Annotated in this window: 14 protein-coding genes; 11 read left to right on the top strand and 3 right to left on the bottom strand. The window is 63.7% G+C overall.

From position 1 onward, the window contains the following. Window positions 1-34: 34 nt before the first annotated feature. From hrpA to R2676_RS07445, 6 genes are all read left to right on the top strand, one after another. Window positions 35-4,036, top strand: a complete 4,002-nt coding sequence (gene hrpA / locus R2676_RS07470) for an ATP-dependent RNA helicase HrpA (RefSeq protein ID WP_206275358.1) — start codon at window positions 35-37, stop codon at window positions 4,034-4,036. 116 nt (window positions 4,037-4,152) lie between these two features. Further along, window positions 4,153-5,148 (top strand): YVTN family beta-propeller repeat protein, encoded by a 996-nt coding sequence (locus R2676_RS07465; protein ID WP_206275357.1) that lies wholly within the window; start codon window positions 4,153-4,155, stop codon window positions 5,146-5,148. 16 nt (window positions 5,149-5,164) lie between these two features. Further along, entirely contained in the window at window positions 5,165-5,995 is an 831-nt protein-coding gene (locus R2676_RS07460) for a polysaccharide deacetylase family protein (RefSeq protein WP_206275356.1), read from the top strand. Window position 5,996: 1 nt separating this feature from the next. Then, complete coding sequence (locus R2676_RS07455) at window positions 5,997-6,971, top strand: sterol desaturase family protein (RefSeq protein ID WP_206275355.1); 975 nt, start codon at window positions 5,997-5,999, stop codon at window positions 6,969-6,971. Between the two features lie 77 nt (window positions 6,972-7,048). After that, entirely contained in the window at window positions 7,049-7,906 is an 858-nt protein-coding gene (locus R2676_RS07450; RefSeq protein WP_206275354.1) for an EI24 domain-containing protein, read from the top strand. 21 nt (window positions 7,907-7,927) lie between these two features. Further along, window positions 7,928-8,746: a competence/damage-inducible protein A gene (locus R2676_RS07445; protein ID WP_206275353.1), complete on the top strand. Its 819-nt coding sequence runs from the start codon at window positions 7,928-7,930 to the stop codon at window positions 8,744-8,746. 11 nt (window positions 8,747-8,757) lie between these two features. Here the strand turns inward: R2676_RS07445 and R2676_RS07440 are convergent, their stop codons facing one another. Continuing rightward, window positions 8,758-9,234: a rhodanese-like domain-containing protein gene (locus R2676_RS07440; protein WP_027677606.1), complete on the bottom strand. Its 477-nt coding sequence runs from the start codon at window positions 9,232-9,234 to the stop codon at window positions 8,758-8,760. A gap of 454 nt (window positions 9,235-9,688) precedes the next feature. On the opposite strand from R2676_RS07440, the gene R2676_RS07435 reads away from it, so the two are divergent. From R2676_RS07435 to ntrC, 4 genes are all read left to right on the top strand, one after another. Continuing rightward, window positions 9,689-11,104: a 3-hydroxylaminophenol mutase gene (locus R2676_RS07435; protein ID WP_027677605.1), complete on the top strand. Its 1,416-nt coding sequence runs from the start codon at window positions 9,689-9,691 to the stop codon at window positions 11,102-11,104. Between the two features lie 158 nt (window positions 11,105-11,262). Then, complete coding sequence (locus R2676_RS07430) at window positions 11,263-11,787, top strand: hypothetical protein (protein ID WP_027677604.1); 525 nt, start codon at window positions 11,263-11,265, stop codon at window positions 11,785-11,787. A gap of 7 nt (window positions 11,788-11,794) precedes the next feature. After that, window positions 11,795-12,997 (top strand): nitrogen regulation protein NR(II), encoded by a 1,203-nt coding sequence (gene glnL, locus R2676_RS07425; protein WP_206275352.1) that lies wholly within the window; start codon window positions 11,795-11,797, stop codon window positions 12,995-12,997. A 67-nt stretch (window positions 12,998-13,064) separates the two neighbouring features. Then, window positions 13,065-14,573 (top strand): nitrogen regulation protein NR(I), encoded by a 1,509-nt coding sequence (gene ntrC, locus R2676_RS07420; RefSeq protein ID WP_027677602.1) that lies wholly within the window; start codon window positions 13,065-13,067, stop codon window positions 14,571-14,573. Window positions 14,574-14,689: 116 nt separating this feature from the next. Here the strand turns inward: ntrC and R2676_RS07415 are convergent, their stop codons facing one another. Next, a complete protein-coding gene (locus R2676_RS07415; protein WP_206275351.1) occupies window positions 14,690-15,019 on the bottom strand; it encodes a hypothetical protein in 330 nt (109 codons plus the stop codon). Between the two features lie 166 nt (window positions 15,020-15,185). After that, complete coding sequence (locus R2676_RS07410) at window positions 15,186-16,079, bottom strand: HAD family hydrolase (protein ID WP_027677601.1); 894 nt, start codon at window positions 16,077-16,079, stop codon at window positions 15,186-15,188. 197 nt (window positions 16,080-16,276) lie between these two features. Between R2676_RS07410 and ugpB the strand changes: the two genes are divergently transcribed. Next, window positions 16,277-17,593, top strand: coding sequence for a sn-glycerol-3-phosphate ABC transporter substrate-binding protein UgpB (gene ugpB / locus R2676_RS07405; protein ID WP_206275755.1), 1,317 nt, complete (start codon window positions 16,277-16,279; stop codon window positions 17,591-17,593). The last annotated feature ends 72 nt before the right edge of the window (window positions 17,594-17,665 follow it).

Here is a 17,665-nt window from a genome sequence, read left to right as displayed (position 1 = left end):
CATAGGAAAGATGCGCGGATTATAATCCCGCCCGATGTCAGATTCCCACGCCCAGCCGCCCCGGCCACGCCCGGCGGCGCCCTCCCAGAAATCGCCGAAAGACACGCCGCCGCCCGAGCGCAAGCCCGGCGGTAATGGTCGTCCGCAGCGCCGCCCGAAGCCCACGCCGGAAGAACTCGCCGCGGCGCTGGAGGCGCGCCGCGCAGGTGCGAACCGCGTCCCGCCGATCACCTTTCCCGAAGCGCTGCCCGTATCGGCCCGGCGCGACGAAATCGCCCAGGCCATCGCCGCCAACCAGGTGGTGATCGTCTCGGGCGAAACCGGCTCGGGCAAGACCACGCAGTTGCCGAAGATCTGCCTCTCGATCGGGCGGGGCATTGGCGCGGGCGGTACCGGGCTGATCGGCCATACGCAGCCGCGCCGGATTGCCGCGACGTCTACCGCCAAGCGCATCGCCCAGGAAATCGGTACGCCGGTGGGCGAGCACGTGGGCTTCCAGGTGCGCTTCAACGACACGCTGTCTGCAGGTGCGTCGGTCAAGCTGATGACCGACGGCATCTTGCTGGCCGAGACGCAGAACGATCCGCTGCTGCGCGCCTACGACACGATCATCATCGACGAGGCGCACGAACGCAGCCTCAATATCGATTTCCTGATCGGCTATCTCAAGCAGCTTCTGCCGCGCCGGCCCGATCTCAAGGTGATCATCACCTCGGCGACCATCGACGCGCAGCGGTTTGCCGAGCACTTTGCTGGCCCGAAGGGGCCGGCGCCGGTTATTGAAGTCAGCGGACGGCTGTATCCGGTCGAGGTGCGCTACCGCCCGATCCAGCGCGACGAGAAGGACAAGGAGCGCGATCTTTACGAAGCGCTCGTCGATGCGGTGGACGAACTCGCCCGCGAGGGCCCGGGCGACGTGCTGATCTTCCTGCCCGGCGAGCGCGAGATTCGCGAGGCGGCCGAGGCGCTGCGCAAGCACCATCCGGCACATACCGAGATCCTGCCGCTGTTTGCGCGCTTGTCCGTGCAGGAGCAGGAACGTGTGTTCCGGCCGTCCAACGCGCGGCGCATCGTGCTGGCGACCAACGTGGCCGAGACGTCGCTGACGGTCCCGGGCATTCGCTACGTGGTCGATACGGGGCTGGCGCGCGTGAAGCGTTATTCGTATCGCAACAAGGTCGAGCAACTGCAGATCGAGCCGGTATCGCAGGCTGCGGCCAACCAGCGCGCCGGTCGTTGCGGCCGGGTCGCCGACGGCGTCTGCATTCGCCTGTATGACGAGGCGGATTTCATTGCGCGGCCGCGTTTTACCGATCCGGAAATCCTGCGTTCGTCGCTGGCGGCGGTCATCCTGCGCATGAAGGCGCTGCGGCTGACGGATGTCGAGCAGTTCCCTTTCATCGAGCCGCCGCTGGGCCGTGCCATTGCCGACGGCTATCAGCTGTTGCAGGAACTCGGCGCCGTCGACGATGAAAATGCGTTGACTCCGCTGGGCAAGCAGGTCGCCCGCCTGCCGCTGGACCCGCGCGTGGCGAGGATGATCCTGGCTGGCCGCGATCATCAATGCCTGCGCGAGATGCTGATCATCGCGAGTGCCTTGTCGGTGCAAGACCCGCGCGAGCGCCCGCAGGAACTGCAACAGCAGGCCGATCAGGCGCACCGGCAGTTCGCCGACGAAAAATCGGAATTCCTCGGCTGGGTGAAGCTGTGGAAGTGGTTTGAAGAGGCCATCGCGCACAAGAAGTCGAACAAACAATTGCAGGATCAGTGCCGCTCGCACTTCCTGTCGCATGTGCGGCTGCGCGAATGGCGCGATGTGCATTCGCAGTTGCATACCACGGTGGCGGAGCAGGGCTGGAAGCTCAACGAATCCGATCCGACGTATGAGCAGTTGCATCTCGCATTGCTGACGGGCTTGCTTGGCAACATCGGTGTGCGCATCGAAGAGGCCGACGGTAAGGGTCGCGAGTACCTCGGTGCGCGCGGCATCAAGTTCTTCCTGTGGCCAGGTTCGGTCATCGCTCGCAAGGCGGGCAAGTGGGTCGTGGCAGGCGAATTGGTCGATACCAGCCGTCTGTTCGGCCGTACGCTGGCCCGCATCGAGCCGGAATGGGTGGAGAAGGTCGGCGCGCACCTGCTGAAGGTGTCGTGGAGCGATCCGCATTGGGAAAAGAAGGCCGGCCAGGTGATGGCCTTCGAGCGCGGCACGCTGTACGGTCTGCCGATCTATCAGCAGCGCCGCGTGCACTTTGGGCCGATGCAGCCGAAGGAGGCGCGCGAGATATTCATCCGCCGCGCGCTGGTCGACGGCGAGTTCGAAACGCGCCTGCCGTTCTTCACGCACAACCAGCGCCTGGTGCGCGAGATCGAAAACCTCGAACACAAGTCACGCCGGCAAGACGTGCTGGTGGACGACGAGCTGATCTACGCGTTCTACGACAGCCAGATCCCGGCCGACATCTACAACACCGTGTCGTTCAAACGCTGGTATGCCGAAGCCGCCAGCGCGGGTGGCAAGGGCGGCCAGAAGCTGCTGTACCTGAATCGCGATGACCTCATGCGACATGAGGCGGCTGGCATCACGACCGACCTGTTCCCGAAGGTGCTGCCGATTGCCGGCATCGACATGGGCCTGACGTATCACTTCGAGCCCGGCAGCCCGCGCGATGGCGTGACGCTCACCGTGCCGCTGTATGCGCTCAACCAGGTGCCCGCGCAACGCACCGAATGGCTGGTGCCGGGCATGCTCAAGGAGAAGGTGCATCTGCTGCTGAAGAGCCTGCCGCAGAAGCTGCGCCGCCATTGCGTGCCGCTGCCCGACTACGCCGCCGGATTCGTCTCGCGTGTGCGGTTGGGCGAGGGCGACCTGCTCGACCGCTTGATCGCAGACGTGCGCGAGCAGACCGGCATCGCGCTCAAGCGCGCCGACTTCAAGCTCGAAACGCTGCCCGCGCATCACTTCATGAATTTCAAGGTGATTGACGAGCACGGTCGCCAGCTCGACATGGGGCGCAATCTGGCCCAGCTGCGGGCAGAACTCGGCGGCCGCGCGCAGCAGACCTTCCAGTCGATCGCCGCGCAGGATGCCGCCGTGGCCGGCGCTCAGAACGACGGCGCCAAGCCCGGCAAGGCAGGCAAGAGCAGCAAGTCGGAAGCGCCGGCCAACGCCGCGCTGTACTCGGGCCTGACGACGTGGAACTTTGGCGAGTTGCCGGAACTGCTGGAAGTCCGCAAGGGCAACCAGACGCTGTTCGGCTATCCGGCGCTCGTCGATGCCGGCGACCACTGCGATGTGGAAGTCTTCGATGACCCGGCGGAAGCTGCGCGCATCCACCGGCTGGGCTTGCGACGGCTGTTTGCGATCCAGCTGCGCGAGCCGTTGAAATACCTGGAAAAGAACATCCCGGGCTTGTCGCAGATGGCGATCCAGTTCATGAACCTCGGCACGCAGGATGAGTTGCGCGACCAGATTCTGGATGCCACATTGGAGCGCGCCTGCCTGCAAGACCCGCTGCCGACCGATGACGCCAGCTTCGGTGCCCGCAAGGACGAAAGCCGGGCACGCCTGACGTTGCTGGCACAGGAGATTGCGCGGCTGGTCGGCGCCATCCTTGCCGAATACGCGCAACTGCCGCGCAAGCTGCAGATCGCCAAGCCGTTTGCCGCGGCCACCGCCGATATCGACGCACAGCTCAAGACGCTGATGCACAAGCGCTTCATCGAGGCGACGCCGTATGCGCAGTTGACGCACTTCCCGCGTTACCTGAAGGGCATCGCGCTGCGCATCGACAAGCTCAAGGCGGACCCCGCCCGCGACACGCAGCGCATGCAGGAAATGGCGCCGCTCATCCAGCAATATCAACGCGCGGAAAAGGCGCTGCGCGTGCAAGGGCAGGGCGGCAGCGACCCGCGCATGGAGGAATTCCGCTGGATGCTCGAGGAGTTGCGCATCGCCCTGTTTGCACAGGAACTGCGCACGCCGGTGCCGATGTCGGTCAAGCGGCTGCAGAAGGTGTGGGAATCGATGCAGCGATAGCTGTCTATGCGTTATCGGGCGCGGAGAAAGTTCCCGCTTTCTTTTTTTGATTTGTGTCAGCGACGGCCTAAACGGCAGCGTTAAAATGGCTGGCTAAGTTGCTGAATCTTCTCGTTATGTCTGCCTCGCGCGCCTCGTTTGCCCCCCGTTGGTTCTCCACGCTGGTCCTGTCGGCCGCTGCAATCCTGGCAGCGCATACGGCGCGTGCCGAAGTCGTCACCGTGCTCAATTCGGGCGACGCAAGCGTCTCTTTGATCGACAAGGACACCCGCAAGGTGCTCGAGACGTTCCCGATCGGCAAGGAGCCGCATCACCTGATCGCCACGCCAGACGAAAAGTCGTTGATCGTCGCGAATGCCGTCGGCAACGATCTGGTGTTCCTCGACCCCGTCACGGGCAAGATTCAGCAGCGCGTACCGCGCATCGACGATCCATACCAGATCGGCTTCTCGCCCGACCAGAAGTGGTTTCTGACCACGGGCAACCGTCTGGACCGCATTGATATTTACCGCTGGGACGGCCATGCGCTGACCATCGCCAAACAGATTCCAGCGGCCAAGACGCCCAGCCACATTGCGTTTACCGCCGACAGCAAGATCGCGTTCGTCACCGTGCAGGATTCCAACGAGGTGATGGCCATCGATCTGCCCACGCAGAACGTGATGTGGCGCATGACCATTGGTTCCGCGCCGGCCGGCGTGTGGGTCACGACTGACCAGAAATACCTGCTGGTCGGCATGACCGGCGCCGATTACGTCGAAGTGATCGACTGGCACACCCGCACCAGCGTCAAACGCATCCCGACCGGCAAGGGCGCGCACAACTTCCGCGCGCTGGGCGACAAGCGCCACCTGTTCCTGTCGAACCGCGTGTCGGGCACGATCAGCATCATCGACCAGCAAACGCTGACCAAGGTGGGCGACATCACCGGCCTGCCGCCCGGCCCCGACGACATGGAATTGACCGCCGACGGCAAGCAACTGTGGGTGACCTGCCGCTGGGCCAAGCGCGTGGCGATTGTCGACGTGGCAAGCCGCAAGGTGGTGGAAGAGATCAAGGTTGGGCGCTCGCCGCACGGTATTTACTTCCGCACGCGCGCTCCGCTGATTTGAGCGTCACGAGACGACGATGAAATCCCGCCTGTCGATGTTGCGCGCTGCGGCTGCCACGGCTGCGCTGGCGCTGTGCGCATTGGCCACGGCTGCGCCCGGTGGGGTGAATGCCGGTGCGTGCAAGGGCACCGTCTACCTGACGTTCGACACCGGCAGCATGAGCCAGGCGCAGTTGATTGCCGATACGCTACGTCGCCATCGCATCCGCGCCACGTTCTTCCTCGCCAACGAAAAAACCATCCACGGCGACAGCACGCTGGATGAAGGCTGGGCACCGTATTGGAAATCGCTCGCCGCAGACGGCCACGCCTTCGGCACACACACGTTCGATCACGTCTACTACAAGGGCGAGGCGGGCGCCGGCAAGGTCCGCTTCCGCCCGCAGTTTGGCGAGCAGGGCGGACGCAATGTCGTGTGGGGCGAACCTGAATTCTGTGCAGAGCTGAAACGCAGCGCCGAGCGCTTCAAGACCATGACCGGTCAGCCGATGGACCCGCTGTGGCGGGCGCCCGGAGGTCATCTTTCGGTCACGACCGAAGCTTGGGCCAAGCAATGCGGGTTTGCCCACGTGGCCTGGGCGCCCGCCGGTTTCCTGGGCGATGAGTTGCCGTCGGAGCGTTATCCCAACGATGCGCTGTTGCAGAAGGCGCTGTCCAGCCTGCGCGATGGCGACATCACCATGGCGCATCTGGGCATCTGGTCGCGCAAGGATCCTTGGGCGCCAGCCGACTTGGAGCCGCTGATCGCCGGTCTGGAGCGCAAGGGCTTCTGCTTCGCCACACTGCGCGATCATCCGCACTACCAGGCCTGGTTTGCTGCCCACCCGGCACACACAGCGGCTCGCTGACATGTTCGACTGGATCGCCGACACCTTCACGCAAGCGCAGGATGTGCTCTTCCAGCACGTCGTGATGCCGATCACCTATGCCGTCGGCCTGGGCGGTTACGTCGAAGATGCCTACCCCGGCACCGAATGGCTGCTGATGGGGTTGGTGCAGATCGCGGTGTTGCTGCTGATTTTCCGCCCGCTGGAGCGCTGGCGCCCGGTCGAACCGCTGCAAGACCGCAACGCCGTGCGCGCCGACATCTTCTACACGCTCTTTCATCGCCTGGGTTTCTTCCCGCTGCTGATGTTTTTCACGCTGCAGCCGCTGATCGACGACCTCGATGGGAAGCTGCGTTTCTGGGGCTGGGCGCATCTGAACGTCGAAGACTGGTGGCCGGGTGTCACGTCCGTCGCTGTCGTCAGCTTTCTGATCTATCTGGTGTTGTTCGACCTGCTAGACTACTGGTATCACCGCCTGTCACACAAGTTCCACTGGTGGTGGAACCTGCATGCGTTGCATCACAGTCAGCAACAGATGACGCTGTGGTCCGATGACCGCAACCACATCCTCGACGATGTACTGCGTGGTGCGGTGTTTGCCATCGCGGCGCTCGTCATCGGGCTTGAGCCTTCGCAGTACGTTCTGTTGGTTGCCATTTCGCAATTGCTGCAGAGCCTTCAGCACGCCAACGTGCGGTTGCATTTCGGGTGGCTCGGCGACCGGCTGCTGATCTCGCCACGCTTCCATCGCTTGCATCACGCAATTGGGCTGGGGCATGAGGTGCCGGGCAAGCCTGGTGTGCTGGGCGGCTGCAACTTTGGCGTGCTGTTCCCGTGGTGGGACATGCTGTTCGGCACCGCCATCTTCTCGACCGAGTACCACGCCACCGGTATCCGCGACCAACTTCCAGCGCCGCACGGGCGCTCGCGCGACTACGGGCGCGGCGTGCTGCGTCAGCAGTGGCTCGGCGTCAAGCGCCTGTTCGGTCGGGCGTAAAGCCCGGGCGGGGCAGCGCCTGCGTCATGTCCGCACGCTGTGCTAGGCTGTTCGCTCCCTGATTTCCCGATTCCTGCATGAACGACCTGATTCGCTCATTTGGCCGCGCGCTGCTTTCGCAACTGCATCCGCGCATGCTGTTCCTGACCGTCATGCCGTTCGTCGTGGCTGTGGTTGTCTGGGGCGGGGTGCTGTATTTCGGCTGGGATGCCATGAACGGCATGGCCCGCAACGCCGTGGAAGGCTGGGCCTTCATGGGCTGGATCAAGAGCGGCCTCAACGCCATCGGCATGGCGGGGTTGTGGTCGGCCATCGCGCCGCTGCTGGTGATCACCTTGCTGGTGCCGGTGATTGTCGTGTCGATTCTCGTGCTGGTGAGCGTGGCCTCGGTGCCGGTGGTCATGCGTTTTCTTGATCGCAGCTATCCGCAGCTCGAGCGTCGCAAGGGCGGCTCGGTGCTGGGCAGCCTGACGCATGCGCTGCTATGCACGCTGGTGGTCATTCTCGTGGCCATCGTTACGCTGCCGTTGTGGCTGATCCCGCCGTTCTTTGCGCTGATCCCGCCGCTGCTGTGGGGGTGGCTTACATACCGTTTGATGACGTACGACGCCCTCGCTGATCACGCCACCGCAGAAGAGCGCCGCGCGATCATGCAGCGCTATCGGCTGCCGCTCCTCGGCATCGGCGTGGCCGTCGGCATGCTGGGCTCGGCGCCGACGCTGCTGTGGGTTTCGTCGGTGGTGACGATTGTGCTGTTCCCGATCATCGCCATCGCCGTCATCTGGCTGTATGTGCTGATCTTTGTTTTCTCGGCGCTGTGGTTCGGCCATTTCTGCTTGCGTGCGCTGACGCGCCTGCGAGCCGAAGCGCCGCCTGCGCGCATGGTCGAGGCCAGCGTCATCGAGGTCACGACCATCGAACTGCCTCGCGAATAATCAGAAATCATCGGAACTGACATGGCTTTCGGCATGATCATCATCGGCGACGAGATCCTCTCCGGCCGCCGCGAAGACAAACACCTGCGCAAGCTGATCGAAGTGCTCGGCGAGCGCGGCCTGACGTTGGAGTGGGGGGAGTACGTCGGCGACCAGCCCGCGCGCATCACGAGCGTACTCAAGCGGACGTTCGCCAGCGATGACGTGGTGTTCTGCACCGGCGGCATTGGCGCCACGCCCGATGACCACACACGCCAATGCGCCGCGGCTGCGCTGGGCGTGCCGTTGGCGCTGCATCCGGAGGCGCGCGAGCAGATCACGCTGCGCATCATCGAGTCCGCCAACGGTGACCCGGTCAAGGCGGATGTCTCAACGCCCGAAAACCAGCACCGCTTCAAGATGGGCGAGTTTCCGCAGGGCGCGCGCATCATCCCCAACAGCTATAACCGCATCCCCGGTTTCTCGGTCGCGCATCACCATTTCATGCCGGGTTTCCCGGTGATGGCGTGGCCGATGATGGAGTGGGTGCTCGACACCTATTACGCCGATCAATTCCACCGCGCGCCGCGCGAGGAGCGCTCGTTCCTGGTGTTCGGCCTGCCGGAGTCGCGGCTCACACCGCTGATGGAGCGCATCGAAGCAGAGTTCGATGGTGTGAAGGTCTTCAGCCTGCCCAGCGTGGGCGACGCGGCGCGCGGCGAGCGCTATGCCCGCTCGCACATCGACCTGGGCGTGAAGGGTTCACCGGAAGCCGTGGCGCGCGCCTATGTGATGCTGCGCGAGGGCGCGTTGGCGCTGGGCGGAGAAATCTTCGAGGCGGGCGTCCCCGCCGATTCCTGAGGCTGCTTTCGTCAGGCGCCGTGCCAGGGCAGACCCCGGAAGCACCAGCCTTCCACGGTCTTGCGGTGGCCTTCGGTGTCTTTAGCGCCCTCAAAACCTTCCAGCACATCCATCGCGACCGCGTAGCCGGCTTGCGCGGCAGCCGCCGCAGCGTGCTTGGAGCGCGCCGCGCTGCGGCACAGGAACAGCACGGGAGCATCCTTCGGTACGGCGGCCTCCAGCGCGCTGAGGAAGTTGGCATTGCGCACACCGCCCGGATACTGATTCCACTCCACATGCACGAACTGGCCGGGCGAAACGTCGGGCGTGCCTACCCAGTCGAGTTCTGCGCGCGTGCGCACATCCACGAGGCGCGCTTGCGGGTCCGCGGCCAACAAGGCAGCGGCTTCTTGTGGCGACAGCGCGCCGAAGTACGGCAGCTGATCAGCCTCGCGGCGAGCGGCGGCGGCTTCCAGCAGGGACTCGCGGGTGAGCGTGGTGGCGGTCATGGCGATCTGGGGAAATGGGAAACAAACATTCTAGCGCCGCCGTCACAGGGTACGGGTGGAAATCCCCGGTTTGGTGCGGTTGTGCCGCTAATGCACGTATTCGGTGCTCAACGGGTTTTGCTGCACTTATTCGGTGCGTTGACTATTCTGCAAGGACAGCTTCAGCCCTTCTCGGGCCAGTCGTGGGCGGCGCCAGTCCGGCGGTCGGGGAGGCCTGCGCACCGTGTCAGACATGGGTTGGCGCAGCCCTGCACTGTTTGCGGGAGCGCATGCCCCTTGCCGATCGGGGATTGGCATAGTTTCTGCTAAGATTCCCGCGGTCTTTTTCGGGGGCGTCCGTTTGTGTCGGACGGTCTTGCTGGAAAGAAGATGTTTCGGAGTGAGGGCGGTCGCAGCGATCCGTCACACAACCGGCTCACAATGATTTGCGTTAATGCGCTACCAGGAGAATGGCATGTCCCAAAGCATTGCAGACGTGATGAAGCTCGTGAAGGAAAACGACGTCAAGTTCGTCGATTTCCGCTTCACCGATACCAAGGGTAAGGAGCAACACGTCTCGGTCCCCGTTTCGCACTTCGACGAAGACAAGTTCGAAAGCGGCCACGCATTCGACGGTTCGTCGATCGCCGGCTGGAAAGGCATCGAAGCGTCGGACATGCTGCTGGTGCCGGATGCAAACACCGCTCACATCGACCCGTTCTACGAAGAACCGACCCTGGTGCTGACCTGCGACGTGGTCGAGCCGTCGGACGGCAAGGGCTACGACCGCGACCCGCGCTCGATCGCCAAGCGCGCTGAAGCTTACCTGAAGAGCACCGGCCTGGGCGACACCGCCTACTTCGGTCCGGAGCCCGAATTCTTCATCTTCGACGGCGTGACCTGGAACATCGACATGCAGGGTTGCTTCGTGAAGATCCATTCCGAAGAAGCTCCGTGGTCGTCGGGCAAGGACTTCGAACACGGCAACTCGGGCCACCGTCCGGGCAAGAAGGGCGGCTACTTCCCGGTCGCCCCGATCGACACGTTCCAAGACATGCGCTCGGAAATGTGCCTGATTCTGGAATCGCTGGGCATTCCGGTTGAAGTGCACCACCACGAAGTGGCAGGCCAAGGCCAGAACGAAATCGGCACGAAGTTCAGCACGCTGGTGCAACGCGCCGACTGGACGCAACTGCAAAAGTACGTGATCCAGAACGTTGCGCACACGTACGGCAAGACCGCCACGTTCATGCCGAAGCCGGTCGTGGGCGACAACGGTTCGGGCATGCACGTTCACCAGTCGGTGTGGAAGGACGGCCAGAACCTGTTCGCAGGCAACGGCTACGCCGGTCTGTCGGAATTCGCGCTGTACTACATCGGCGGCATCATCAAGCACGCCCGCGCGCTGAACGCCCTCACCAACCCGGGTACGAACTCGTACAAGCGCCTGGTGCCGGGCTTCGAAGCTCCGGTCAAGCTGGCTTACTCGGCACGTAACCGTTCGGCTTCGATCCGTATTCCGTACGTTGCGAACCCGAAGGGCCGTCGTATCGAAACCCGCTTCCCGGATCCGCTGATGAACCCGTACCTGGGCTTCTCGGCACTGCTGATGGCCGGTCTGGATGGCGTGCAGAACAAGATCCACCCGGGCGAAGCTGCCGACAAGAACCTGTACGACCTGCCGCCGGAAGAAGACGCAAAGATCCCGACCGTGTGCTCGAGCCTGGATCAGGCCCTCGAGTACCTGGACAAGGACCGCGAATTCCTGACCCGTGGTGGCGTGTTCTCCAACGCCATGCTCGACGCCTACATCGAGCTGAAGATGGAAGAAGTCACGCGCTTCCGCATGACGACGCACCCGCTCGAGTTCGAGATGTACTACTCGCTGTAATCTGCGAGCGCCCCGCGCGATGTGTCGGGGCGAAGAGACGGTTGTGAGAAGAGGGGCGGCGCAGGTCGCCCTTCCTTTTTATGAAGCGGGGTTTTGTGGCTAGAATGATCGTCCGCCGGACTCCGGCGCCCGATCGACGTATCCGCCAGGTTCCATTCATGTTCCGTCCTTCCCCACGCATCGCATCCGGACTGCTTGCCGCCGCTGCGGCGGTGTTTGCCACGCTGTCCGTGCAGGCGCCCGCGTATGCCGATGACGTCTATCTGTGCACCGGCCCGAACGGCGTGCCGGAGTACCGCAACAGCGGCAACGTGAAAGGCTGCAAGAAGCTGACACTGCCCGATGTGGTGACCGTGCCTGGCACGCGCAGCCCGCGCAGCGCTGGAGCGGCACCGGCACCGGCGCAAAACAATGCAGGCGGTGGCTTCCCCCGCGTGGACAACGCCACGCAGAAGGCGCGTGACGGCGAACGCCGCCAGGTGCTGGAGGCCGAGCTGGCAGACGAGGAGCGCAAGCTCCAGGCGTTGAAGACCGAATACAACAACGGTCAGCCCGAGCGCCAGGGCAACGAACGTAACTATCAGAAGTATCTGGACCGCACCGCGCAGTTGAAGGGCGACATCGAACGCAGTCAAGCCAATGTCGATTCCATCCGCCGGGAGCTGGGCAATCTCAAGGAGTAGGTAAACGATGCGTCGACTGATCCGCAAAGCGGCACGCCGCGATGAACAGGAACAGACGACGCCATCTGCGCCGTCAGCCTCCGCCGCTACGCGTGAGGCGTTCGGAAGCGAGCCCATCGAGGGGCCGCCGCCCATTCCGTTTTCACATGGTGCACCGCCATCGTTTCCTGGGCTCGATGCGGTGCCCAATCCCATCCTCTTCGTCCGCCACCCGGCGCTGACGATCTTCTACGCCAACCCCGCCGCTGAAGCCGCCCTGGCCGTGTCCCGCCGCCAGCTGGTGGAGATGTCGCTGTTCGAGCTGTTTGCCGATCCGTCCGAGCTGGGCGAGATGATCGCCACCGTGGCGGTTCGCCAGTTCGATGCCAAGCGGCGTGATGTCTCGCTCGAGCGCGTGGGCCACGAGCCGCTGCATGCGCATGCCGTTGTGGGCGCACTCGACTTTGCGCCGGGATCGGTGCTGCTCGAGCTGCTGCCTAACGAACAGAAGATCCGCAGCGAGCGCGAGGAGCGCTTGCTGGACCTGACCTCCGCCAACAAAGAGCTGATCCGCAATCTGGCGCACGAGATCAAGAATCCGTTGGGCGGCATCCGTGGCGCCGCGCAGTTGCTGGAGTTCGAGCTGCCGGAACGTTCGCTGCGCGAGTACACGCAAGTCATCATCAAGGAATCCGACCGCCTGCAGACGCTGGTCGATCGCCTGCTCGAACCGCACCGGCATCCGCATATCGTTGGCGATGTGAACATCCACGAGGTGCTGGAGCGCGTGCGCTCGGTGGTGCTGGCGGAGTTCCCGCAGGGCTTGCATATCGTGCGGGACTACGACGCGAGCCTGCCGGAGTTTCGCGGTGACAAGGAGCAGCTCATCCAGGCGGTGCTCAACATCGTCCACAACGCGGCGCATGCGCTGGGTGCCCGGATTGCGCAGGGCGACGGCGAAATCATTCTGCGCACGCGCGTGGCACGCAAAGTTACGATTGCAAAACGTCTTTACAAGCTGGCATTGGACTTGCATGTAGTGGACAACGGTCCTGGTATCCCGGACGACATCCGCGAGCGAATCTTCTTCCCGCTGGTGTCAGGAAGGGAGGGGGGAAGTGGGCTGGGCCTGACACTCGCGCAGACGTTCGTGCAGCAGCACGATGGTCTGATCGAATGCGAGAGCAGGCCAGGTCAGACGGATTTCCGCATTCTCGTGCCGCTGCACTGAAGCCTCGCTTCAACGACGCAGCGCGAGCAGGCCCAGGCGAGACGAAGTCAAGCAGACGAACCAACACATGAAGCCAATCTGGATAGTCGACGACGATCAATCCATCCGCTGGGTCCTCGAGAAGGCACTGGCACGTGAGAGCCTGCTTTCGCGCAGCTTTACCAACGTGCGCGACGCGCTCAACGCGCTCGATGAAGAAACACCGCAAGTCCTGATTTCCGACGTCCGCATGCCGGGCGGCTCGGGGCTGGATCTGCTGCAGGCCATCAAGGCCAAGCACCCCGGCCTGCCGGTCATCATCATGACCGCGTATTCGGACCTGGACAGCGCCGTGGCGGCGTTCCAGGGCGGCGCGTTCGAATATCTCGCCAAGCCTTTCGACGTGGATCGTGCGGTTGAACTGATCCGCCGCGCGCTGGAAGAGAGCCTGCGCGAGGAGGAAATCGACGATCGCCTGAGCGATGCGCCCGAGATTCTGGGCCAGGCGCCGGCCATGCAGGACGTGTTCCGCGCGATCGGGCGGCTGTCGCAGTCGAACGTGACCGTGCTGATCACCGGTGAATCCGGCACGGGTAAGGAGCTGGTGGCCCGGGCGCTGCATAAGCACAGCCCGCGCGCGAGCGGCCCCTTCATCGCGCTGAATACGGCCGCGATTCCGAAAGACTTGCTCGAATCCGAGCTGTTCGGCCACGAGCGCGGCGCGTTCACGGGCGCGCAGACCATGCGCCGCGGGCGCTTCGAACAAGCCGAGGGCGGCACGCTGTTCCTTGATGAAATCGGAGACATGCCGTTCGATCTGCAGACGCGGTTGCTGCGCGTGCTGTCGGATGGGCATTTCTATCGCGTGGGCGGTCACAACCCGCTCAAGGCCAACGTGCGCGTCATTGCGGCTACGCACCAGAATCTTGAAACCCGGGTCAAGGACGGCCTGTTCCGCGAGGACTTGTTCCACCGCCTGAACGTGATCCGGCTGCGCTTGCCCGCGCTGCGCGAGCGCCCGGAAGACATCACGCTGCTGGCGCGCCATTTCCTGCAGAAGAGTGCCAAGGAGCTGGGCGTGGAGCCCAAGCGCATGTCGGACGATGCGCTTGCACATATCGCCACGCTGCCGTTCCCCGGCAACGTGCGGCAACTCGAAAACCTCTGCAACTGGCTGACCGTGATGGCGCCGGCGCAGACCATCGAAGCCAAGGACTTGCCCGCCGACCTGGTGCGCGGCAATGCGCAGATGCTGCCGACCATGGGAGACACCGCAGCGCGCCCGGCCTTTGTCGGCGAGCCTTCGCTGGGTGGCGAACCTTATGGTGTTGCACCATCGGTCGACACGCTGCTCTCCACGACTTCCGTGGGCGCGTCGATTGCGGCCGGCTGGGAGCGGGCGCTTGCCGGCGAGGCCAAGGCCATGCTGGAAGCGGGGCAGCCTGACGTCATGGACGCGCTCACGCGCCGTTTTGAGAAGGCGATCCTCGAGGCTGCGCTTGGTGTCACGCGCGGTCGACGTGTTGAGGCTGCAACGCGGCTGGGCATCGGCCGCAACACCATCACGCGCAAATTGCAGGAGCTGGGCTTCGACTGACGCAGCGTCAGCAAGGCCAGTCCACCGAATATCGTCGAGCTTGGCGATTGGGATTGGGCGGATTTCCGATACGGGAGTCCGCCCCTTTTTTTGTGCGCCGCGGACGCTTGTCGCGCTTAATGCAGCTTGTGCTTGAGCTGGGACAGCTCTTCGTGGGCGCGCATCACGGCAGATTCCACGGAATGGTCTACCTTGCCCGTGGCATTCTGGCAGGCCATCTTCGCGCGGTCGGAATATGCCTCGAGCTTGTCGATGGCCTCGATGAAGGTCTGCTGATCTTCAGCACCTTCGAGGCGCGAGTGGCACTGGCGGGCCTGGTCGTCCAACTGCTGGATCGATTGCTTCAGCGAATCGGGCACATCCTGGTGCGAGGCGCAGGTCCGGGCCAGTTCCGCGATGGTGCTTTCCGCATGTTCAAAACGCTGGCGCAGTTTCTCTGTTTGCATAGAGGGCTCCTGTCGGTTGCGTGAAAAGACGTTGGCGCCGCATGCACCGTTATGAGGCGGTCACATGGTGCAAGGCGGTGCAACGCCCAATTTCGGCGCAAGCGACGTGCCGCGTGCGGCAAGCGGCGCGGGAGCGGTGGTTCTATCGTGCTGTGAGGGTGCCCTGTCAGCTGCGCGGGGCAGGCAGCGCCAAGGAGCGCGCCTCAAGGATGCGCTCGGCGACTTCGGCAAAGCCGCCGCCGCCTTCGGCCTCCGTGAGGTACGCCGGTGGCATGGGCAGCGTATCGATCACGTCCAGTACATTGGCCACGCCCACCGAAAGTGGGAAGAACTCGAACATTGCCGCATCGTTGGCGGAGTCGCCTACGAACACCCAACGGTCGCGCTCGGCGTGCAGGTCCAGGCCGAATGCGCGGCGTGCGAGCGACACGCTGGCGCTCAGCTTGTCGTGCTTGCCGAACCAGCCGTTGACGTGGATCGAACTGACGGTGGCATGCATCCCGTGCGTGCGCATGATGTCGACGATGTGCTGTACGGCGTGCTGGGGCAGCGGCGGGACCTGTTCGGCATGATCGACAGCCAGATCCGCAGCGTGCCACGCCTGGTCCGTCGCCAAGGCTGAGCCCGGCACTGCGCGCCGGATCTCCGCACCCACTTCACGAATGCGCTCCAGATTGCGTGCGCGTGTTTGGGCGTCGTCGACAAAATCGGTCGCCAGATGCCCGCGCGAATCGACGCGCATGGCAAACGCGCCGTTTTCGCCGATCACGGCATCGACGGGCCACAGCCGCGCAATGACTTCGCACCAGGCAATTGACCGGCCCGTGACCGGCACGACCTTGATGCCGGCGCGATGCAGGCGCTCCAGCGCGGAGTACGTCTGCGCGGGAAGCTTCCCCCGCGTGGTGAGGGTTCCATCCACGTCGGTGAAGACGCCGGTGATATTGCGCAGTGCATCATCCGGGAGTTGATGCAGGGGCAGTGGAACACGTCGTTCGGCGATGACCGGCGTGGTTTCAGGCGAGTCCGGAGCGGCAGGAGTGGCGGGTGGGGCGAGCATGCTGCGGGTGCAATAGAGAGTGTCTTCAATCCATTCTAACGGCCGTTGCAAGCCAAACCTTGGAGGGATTTCCCGATTTCTTTGTGACAGAAAGGCAAGTAACATCCCGCTGTCATAAAAATGACCGACCGTGCATTTACAGTCGGCGCGCCGTGGGCGGAGCGAGGGAGCCCGCCGGGTCGAAACAAGGAGAAATGATGTCGATCAAGAAGATTGCGGGGGCCGCAGCAGTCCTGGCCGCGTGTACGTTTGCGCAGGGCGCGTACGCAGTGACGGAAATCCAGTGGTGGCATTCGATGGAAGGCGCCTTGAACGACAAGGTGAACGAGATCGCCACCAAGTTCAACGCCAGCCAGTCCGACTACAAGATCGTGCCGGTCTACAAGGGCCAGTACGATGAATCACTGGCTGCGGGCATCGCGGCCTTCCGCGCCGGCAATGCACCGGCCATCCTGCAGGTGTTCGAGGTCGGTACCGCGACGATGATGAACGCCAAGGGCGCCATCGTGCCGGTCGCCAAGATCATGAAGGACGCCGGCGAGAAGTTTGACCCGAAGGCCTACGTGCCGGCCGTGGCGGGTTATTACACGTCGAACAAGGGCGAGATGCTGTCGTTCCCGTTCAACAGCTCGACGACGATCATGTATTACAACAAGGACGCCTTCAAGAAGGCCGGCCTTGACCCGAACAAGCCGCCCGCAACGTGGCAGGAAGTGGCTGTCGACGCGGCCAAGCTGAAGGCGGCGGGCGTGGCCTGCGGCTACACGACCGACTGGCAGTCGTGGGTGCATCTGGAGAGCTTCTCGGCGTGGCACAACGTGTCGTTCGCTACCGAGAACAACGGCTTTGGCGGTGCCAAGGCTCGCCTGAACTTCAACGGTCCGGTGCAGATCAAGCACATCGAGAATCTGCTCGACATGCAGAAGAAGGGCTACTTCACCTACGCCGGCCGCAAGGACGAGCCGAAGGCGAAGTTCATCGCCGGCGAGTGCGCCATGCACACGGGTTCGTCGGCAGCGCTGGCGAACATCCGCAAGAACGCCAAGTTCAGTTTCAGCCCCGCGCCGCTGCCGTACGAAGCCGGTGTGGCGGGTGCCCCGCAGAACACGATCATCGGCGGCGCTTCGCTGTGGGTGATGGGCGGTCACAAGGCTGAGGAATACAAGGGCGTAGCGAAGTTCTTTACGTTCCTGTCCCGTCCGGAAGTGCAGGCCGACTGGCACCAGTCGACGGGTTATCTGCCCGTGACGCTGGAAGCGTATGAGCTGACGAAGAAGTCCGGTTTCTATGAGAAGAACCCGGGCGCCGACGTGGCCGTCAAGCAGATGATCGTCAAGACGACCGACAAGTCGCGCGGCATCCGTCTGGGCAACTTCCCGCAGATTCGCCAGGTGATCGACGAAGAGCTGGAATCCGTCTGGGCCGGCAAGAAGGCGCCGAAGGAAGCGCTGGACACGGCTGTGTCACGCGGCAACGAGCTGCTCGTCCGCTTCGAAAAGACCGTCAAGGAATAAGCGCCGATTCAGCGCTCGTCTAAACCGCCGGCCTCGTGCGCTTGCACCGGCCGGCGGTGCGTTTTTGGAATG

Origin of the sequence: Ralstonia flatus (assembly GCF_958439105.1) — a bacterium.
In the GTDB taxonomy this organism is placed as follows: domain Bacteria; phylum Pseudomonadota; class Gammaproteobacteria; order Burkholderiales; family Burkholderiaceae; genus Ralstonia; species Ralstonia flatus.
This window is presented reverse-complemented; position numbering and strand designations above follow the sequence as displayed.

Bases quoted from the DNA above. Each gene is read 5' to 3' on its own strand.
- R2676_RS07415 (WP_206275351.1), bottom strand. From the start codon at position 15,019: ATGCAAACAGAGAAACTGCGCCAGCGTTTTGAACATGCGGAAAGCACC.
- R2676_RS07455 (WP_206275355.1), top strand. From the start codon at position 5,997: ATGTTCGACTGGATCGCCGACACCTTCACGCAAGCGCAGGATGTGCTC.
- hrpA (WP_206275358.1), top strand. From the start codon at position 35: ATGTCAGATTCCCACGCCCAGCCGCCCCGGCCACGCCCGGCGGCGCCC.
- R2676_RS07460 (WP_206275356.1), top strand. From the start codon at position 5,165: ATGAAATCCCGCCTGTCGATGTTGCGCGCTGCGGCTGCCACGGCTGCG.
- R2676_RS07465 (WP_206275357.1), top strand. From the start codon at position 4,153: ATGTCTGCCTCGCGCGCCTCGTTTGCCCCCCGTTGGTTCTCCACGCTG.
- ntrC (WP_027677602.1), top strand. From the start codon at position 13,065: ATGAAGCCAATCTGGATAGTCGACGACGATCAATCCATCCGCTGGGTC.
- R2676_RS07440 (WP_027677606.1), bottom strand. From the start codon at position 9,234: ATGACCGCCACCACGCTCACCCGCGAGTCCCTGCTGGAAGCCGCCGCC.
- R2676_RS07450 (WP_206275354.1), top strand. From the start codon at position 7,049: ATGAACGACCTGATTCGCTCATTTGGCCGCGCGCTGCTTTCGCAACTG.
- glnL (WP_206275352.1), top strand. From the start codon at position 11,795: ATGCGTCGACTGATCCGCAAAGCGGCACGCCGCGATGAACAGGAACAG.
- R2676_RS07410 (WP_027677601.1), bottom strand. From the start codon at position 16,079: ATGCTCGCCCCACCCGCCACTCCTGCCGCTCCGGACTCGCCTGAAACC.
- R2676_RS07445 (WP_206275353.1), top strand. From the start codon at position 7,928: ATGGCTTTCGGCATGATCATCATCGGCGACGAGATCCTCTCCGGCCGC.
- R2676_RS07430 (WP_027677604.1), top strand. From the start codon at position 11,263: ATGTTCCGTCCTTCCCCACGCATCGCATCCGGACTGCTTGCCGCCGCT.
- R2676_RS07435 (WP_027677605.1), top strand. From the start codon at position 9,689: ATGTCCCAAAGCATTGCAGACGTGATGAAGCTCGTGAAGGAAAACGAC.
- ugpB (WP_206275755.1), top strand. From the start codon at position 16,277: ATGTCGATCAAGAAGATTGCGGGGGCCGCAGCAGTCCTGGCCGCGTGT.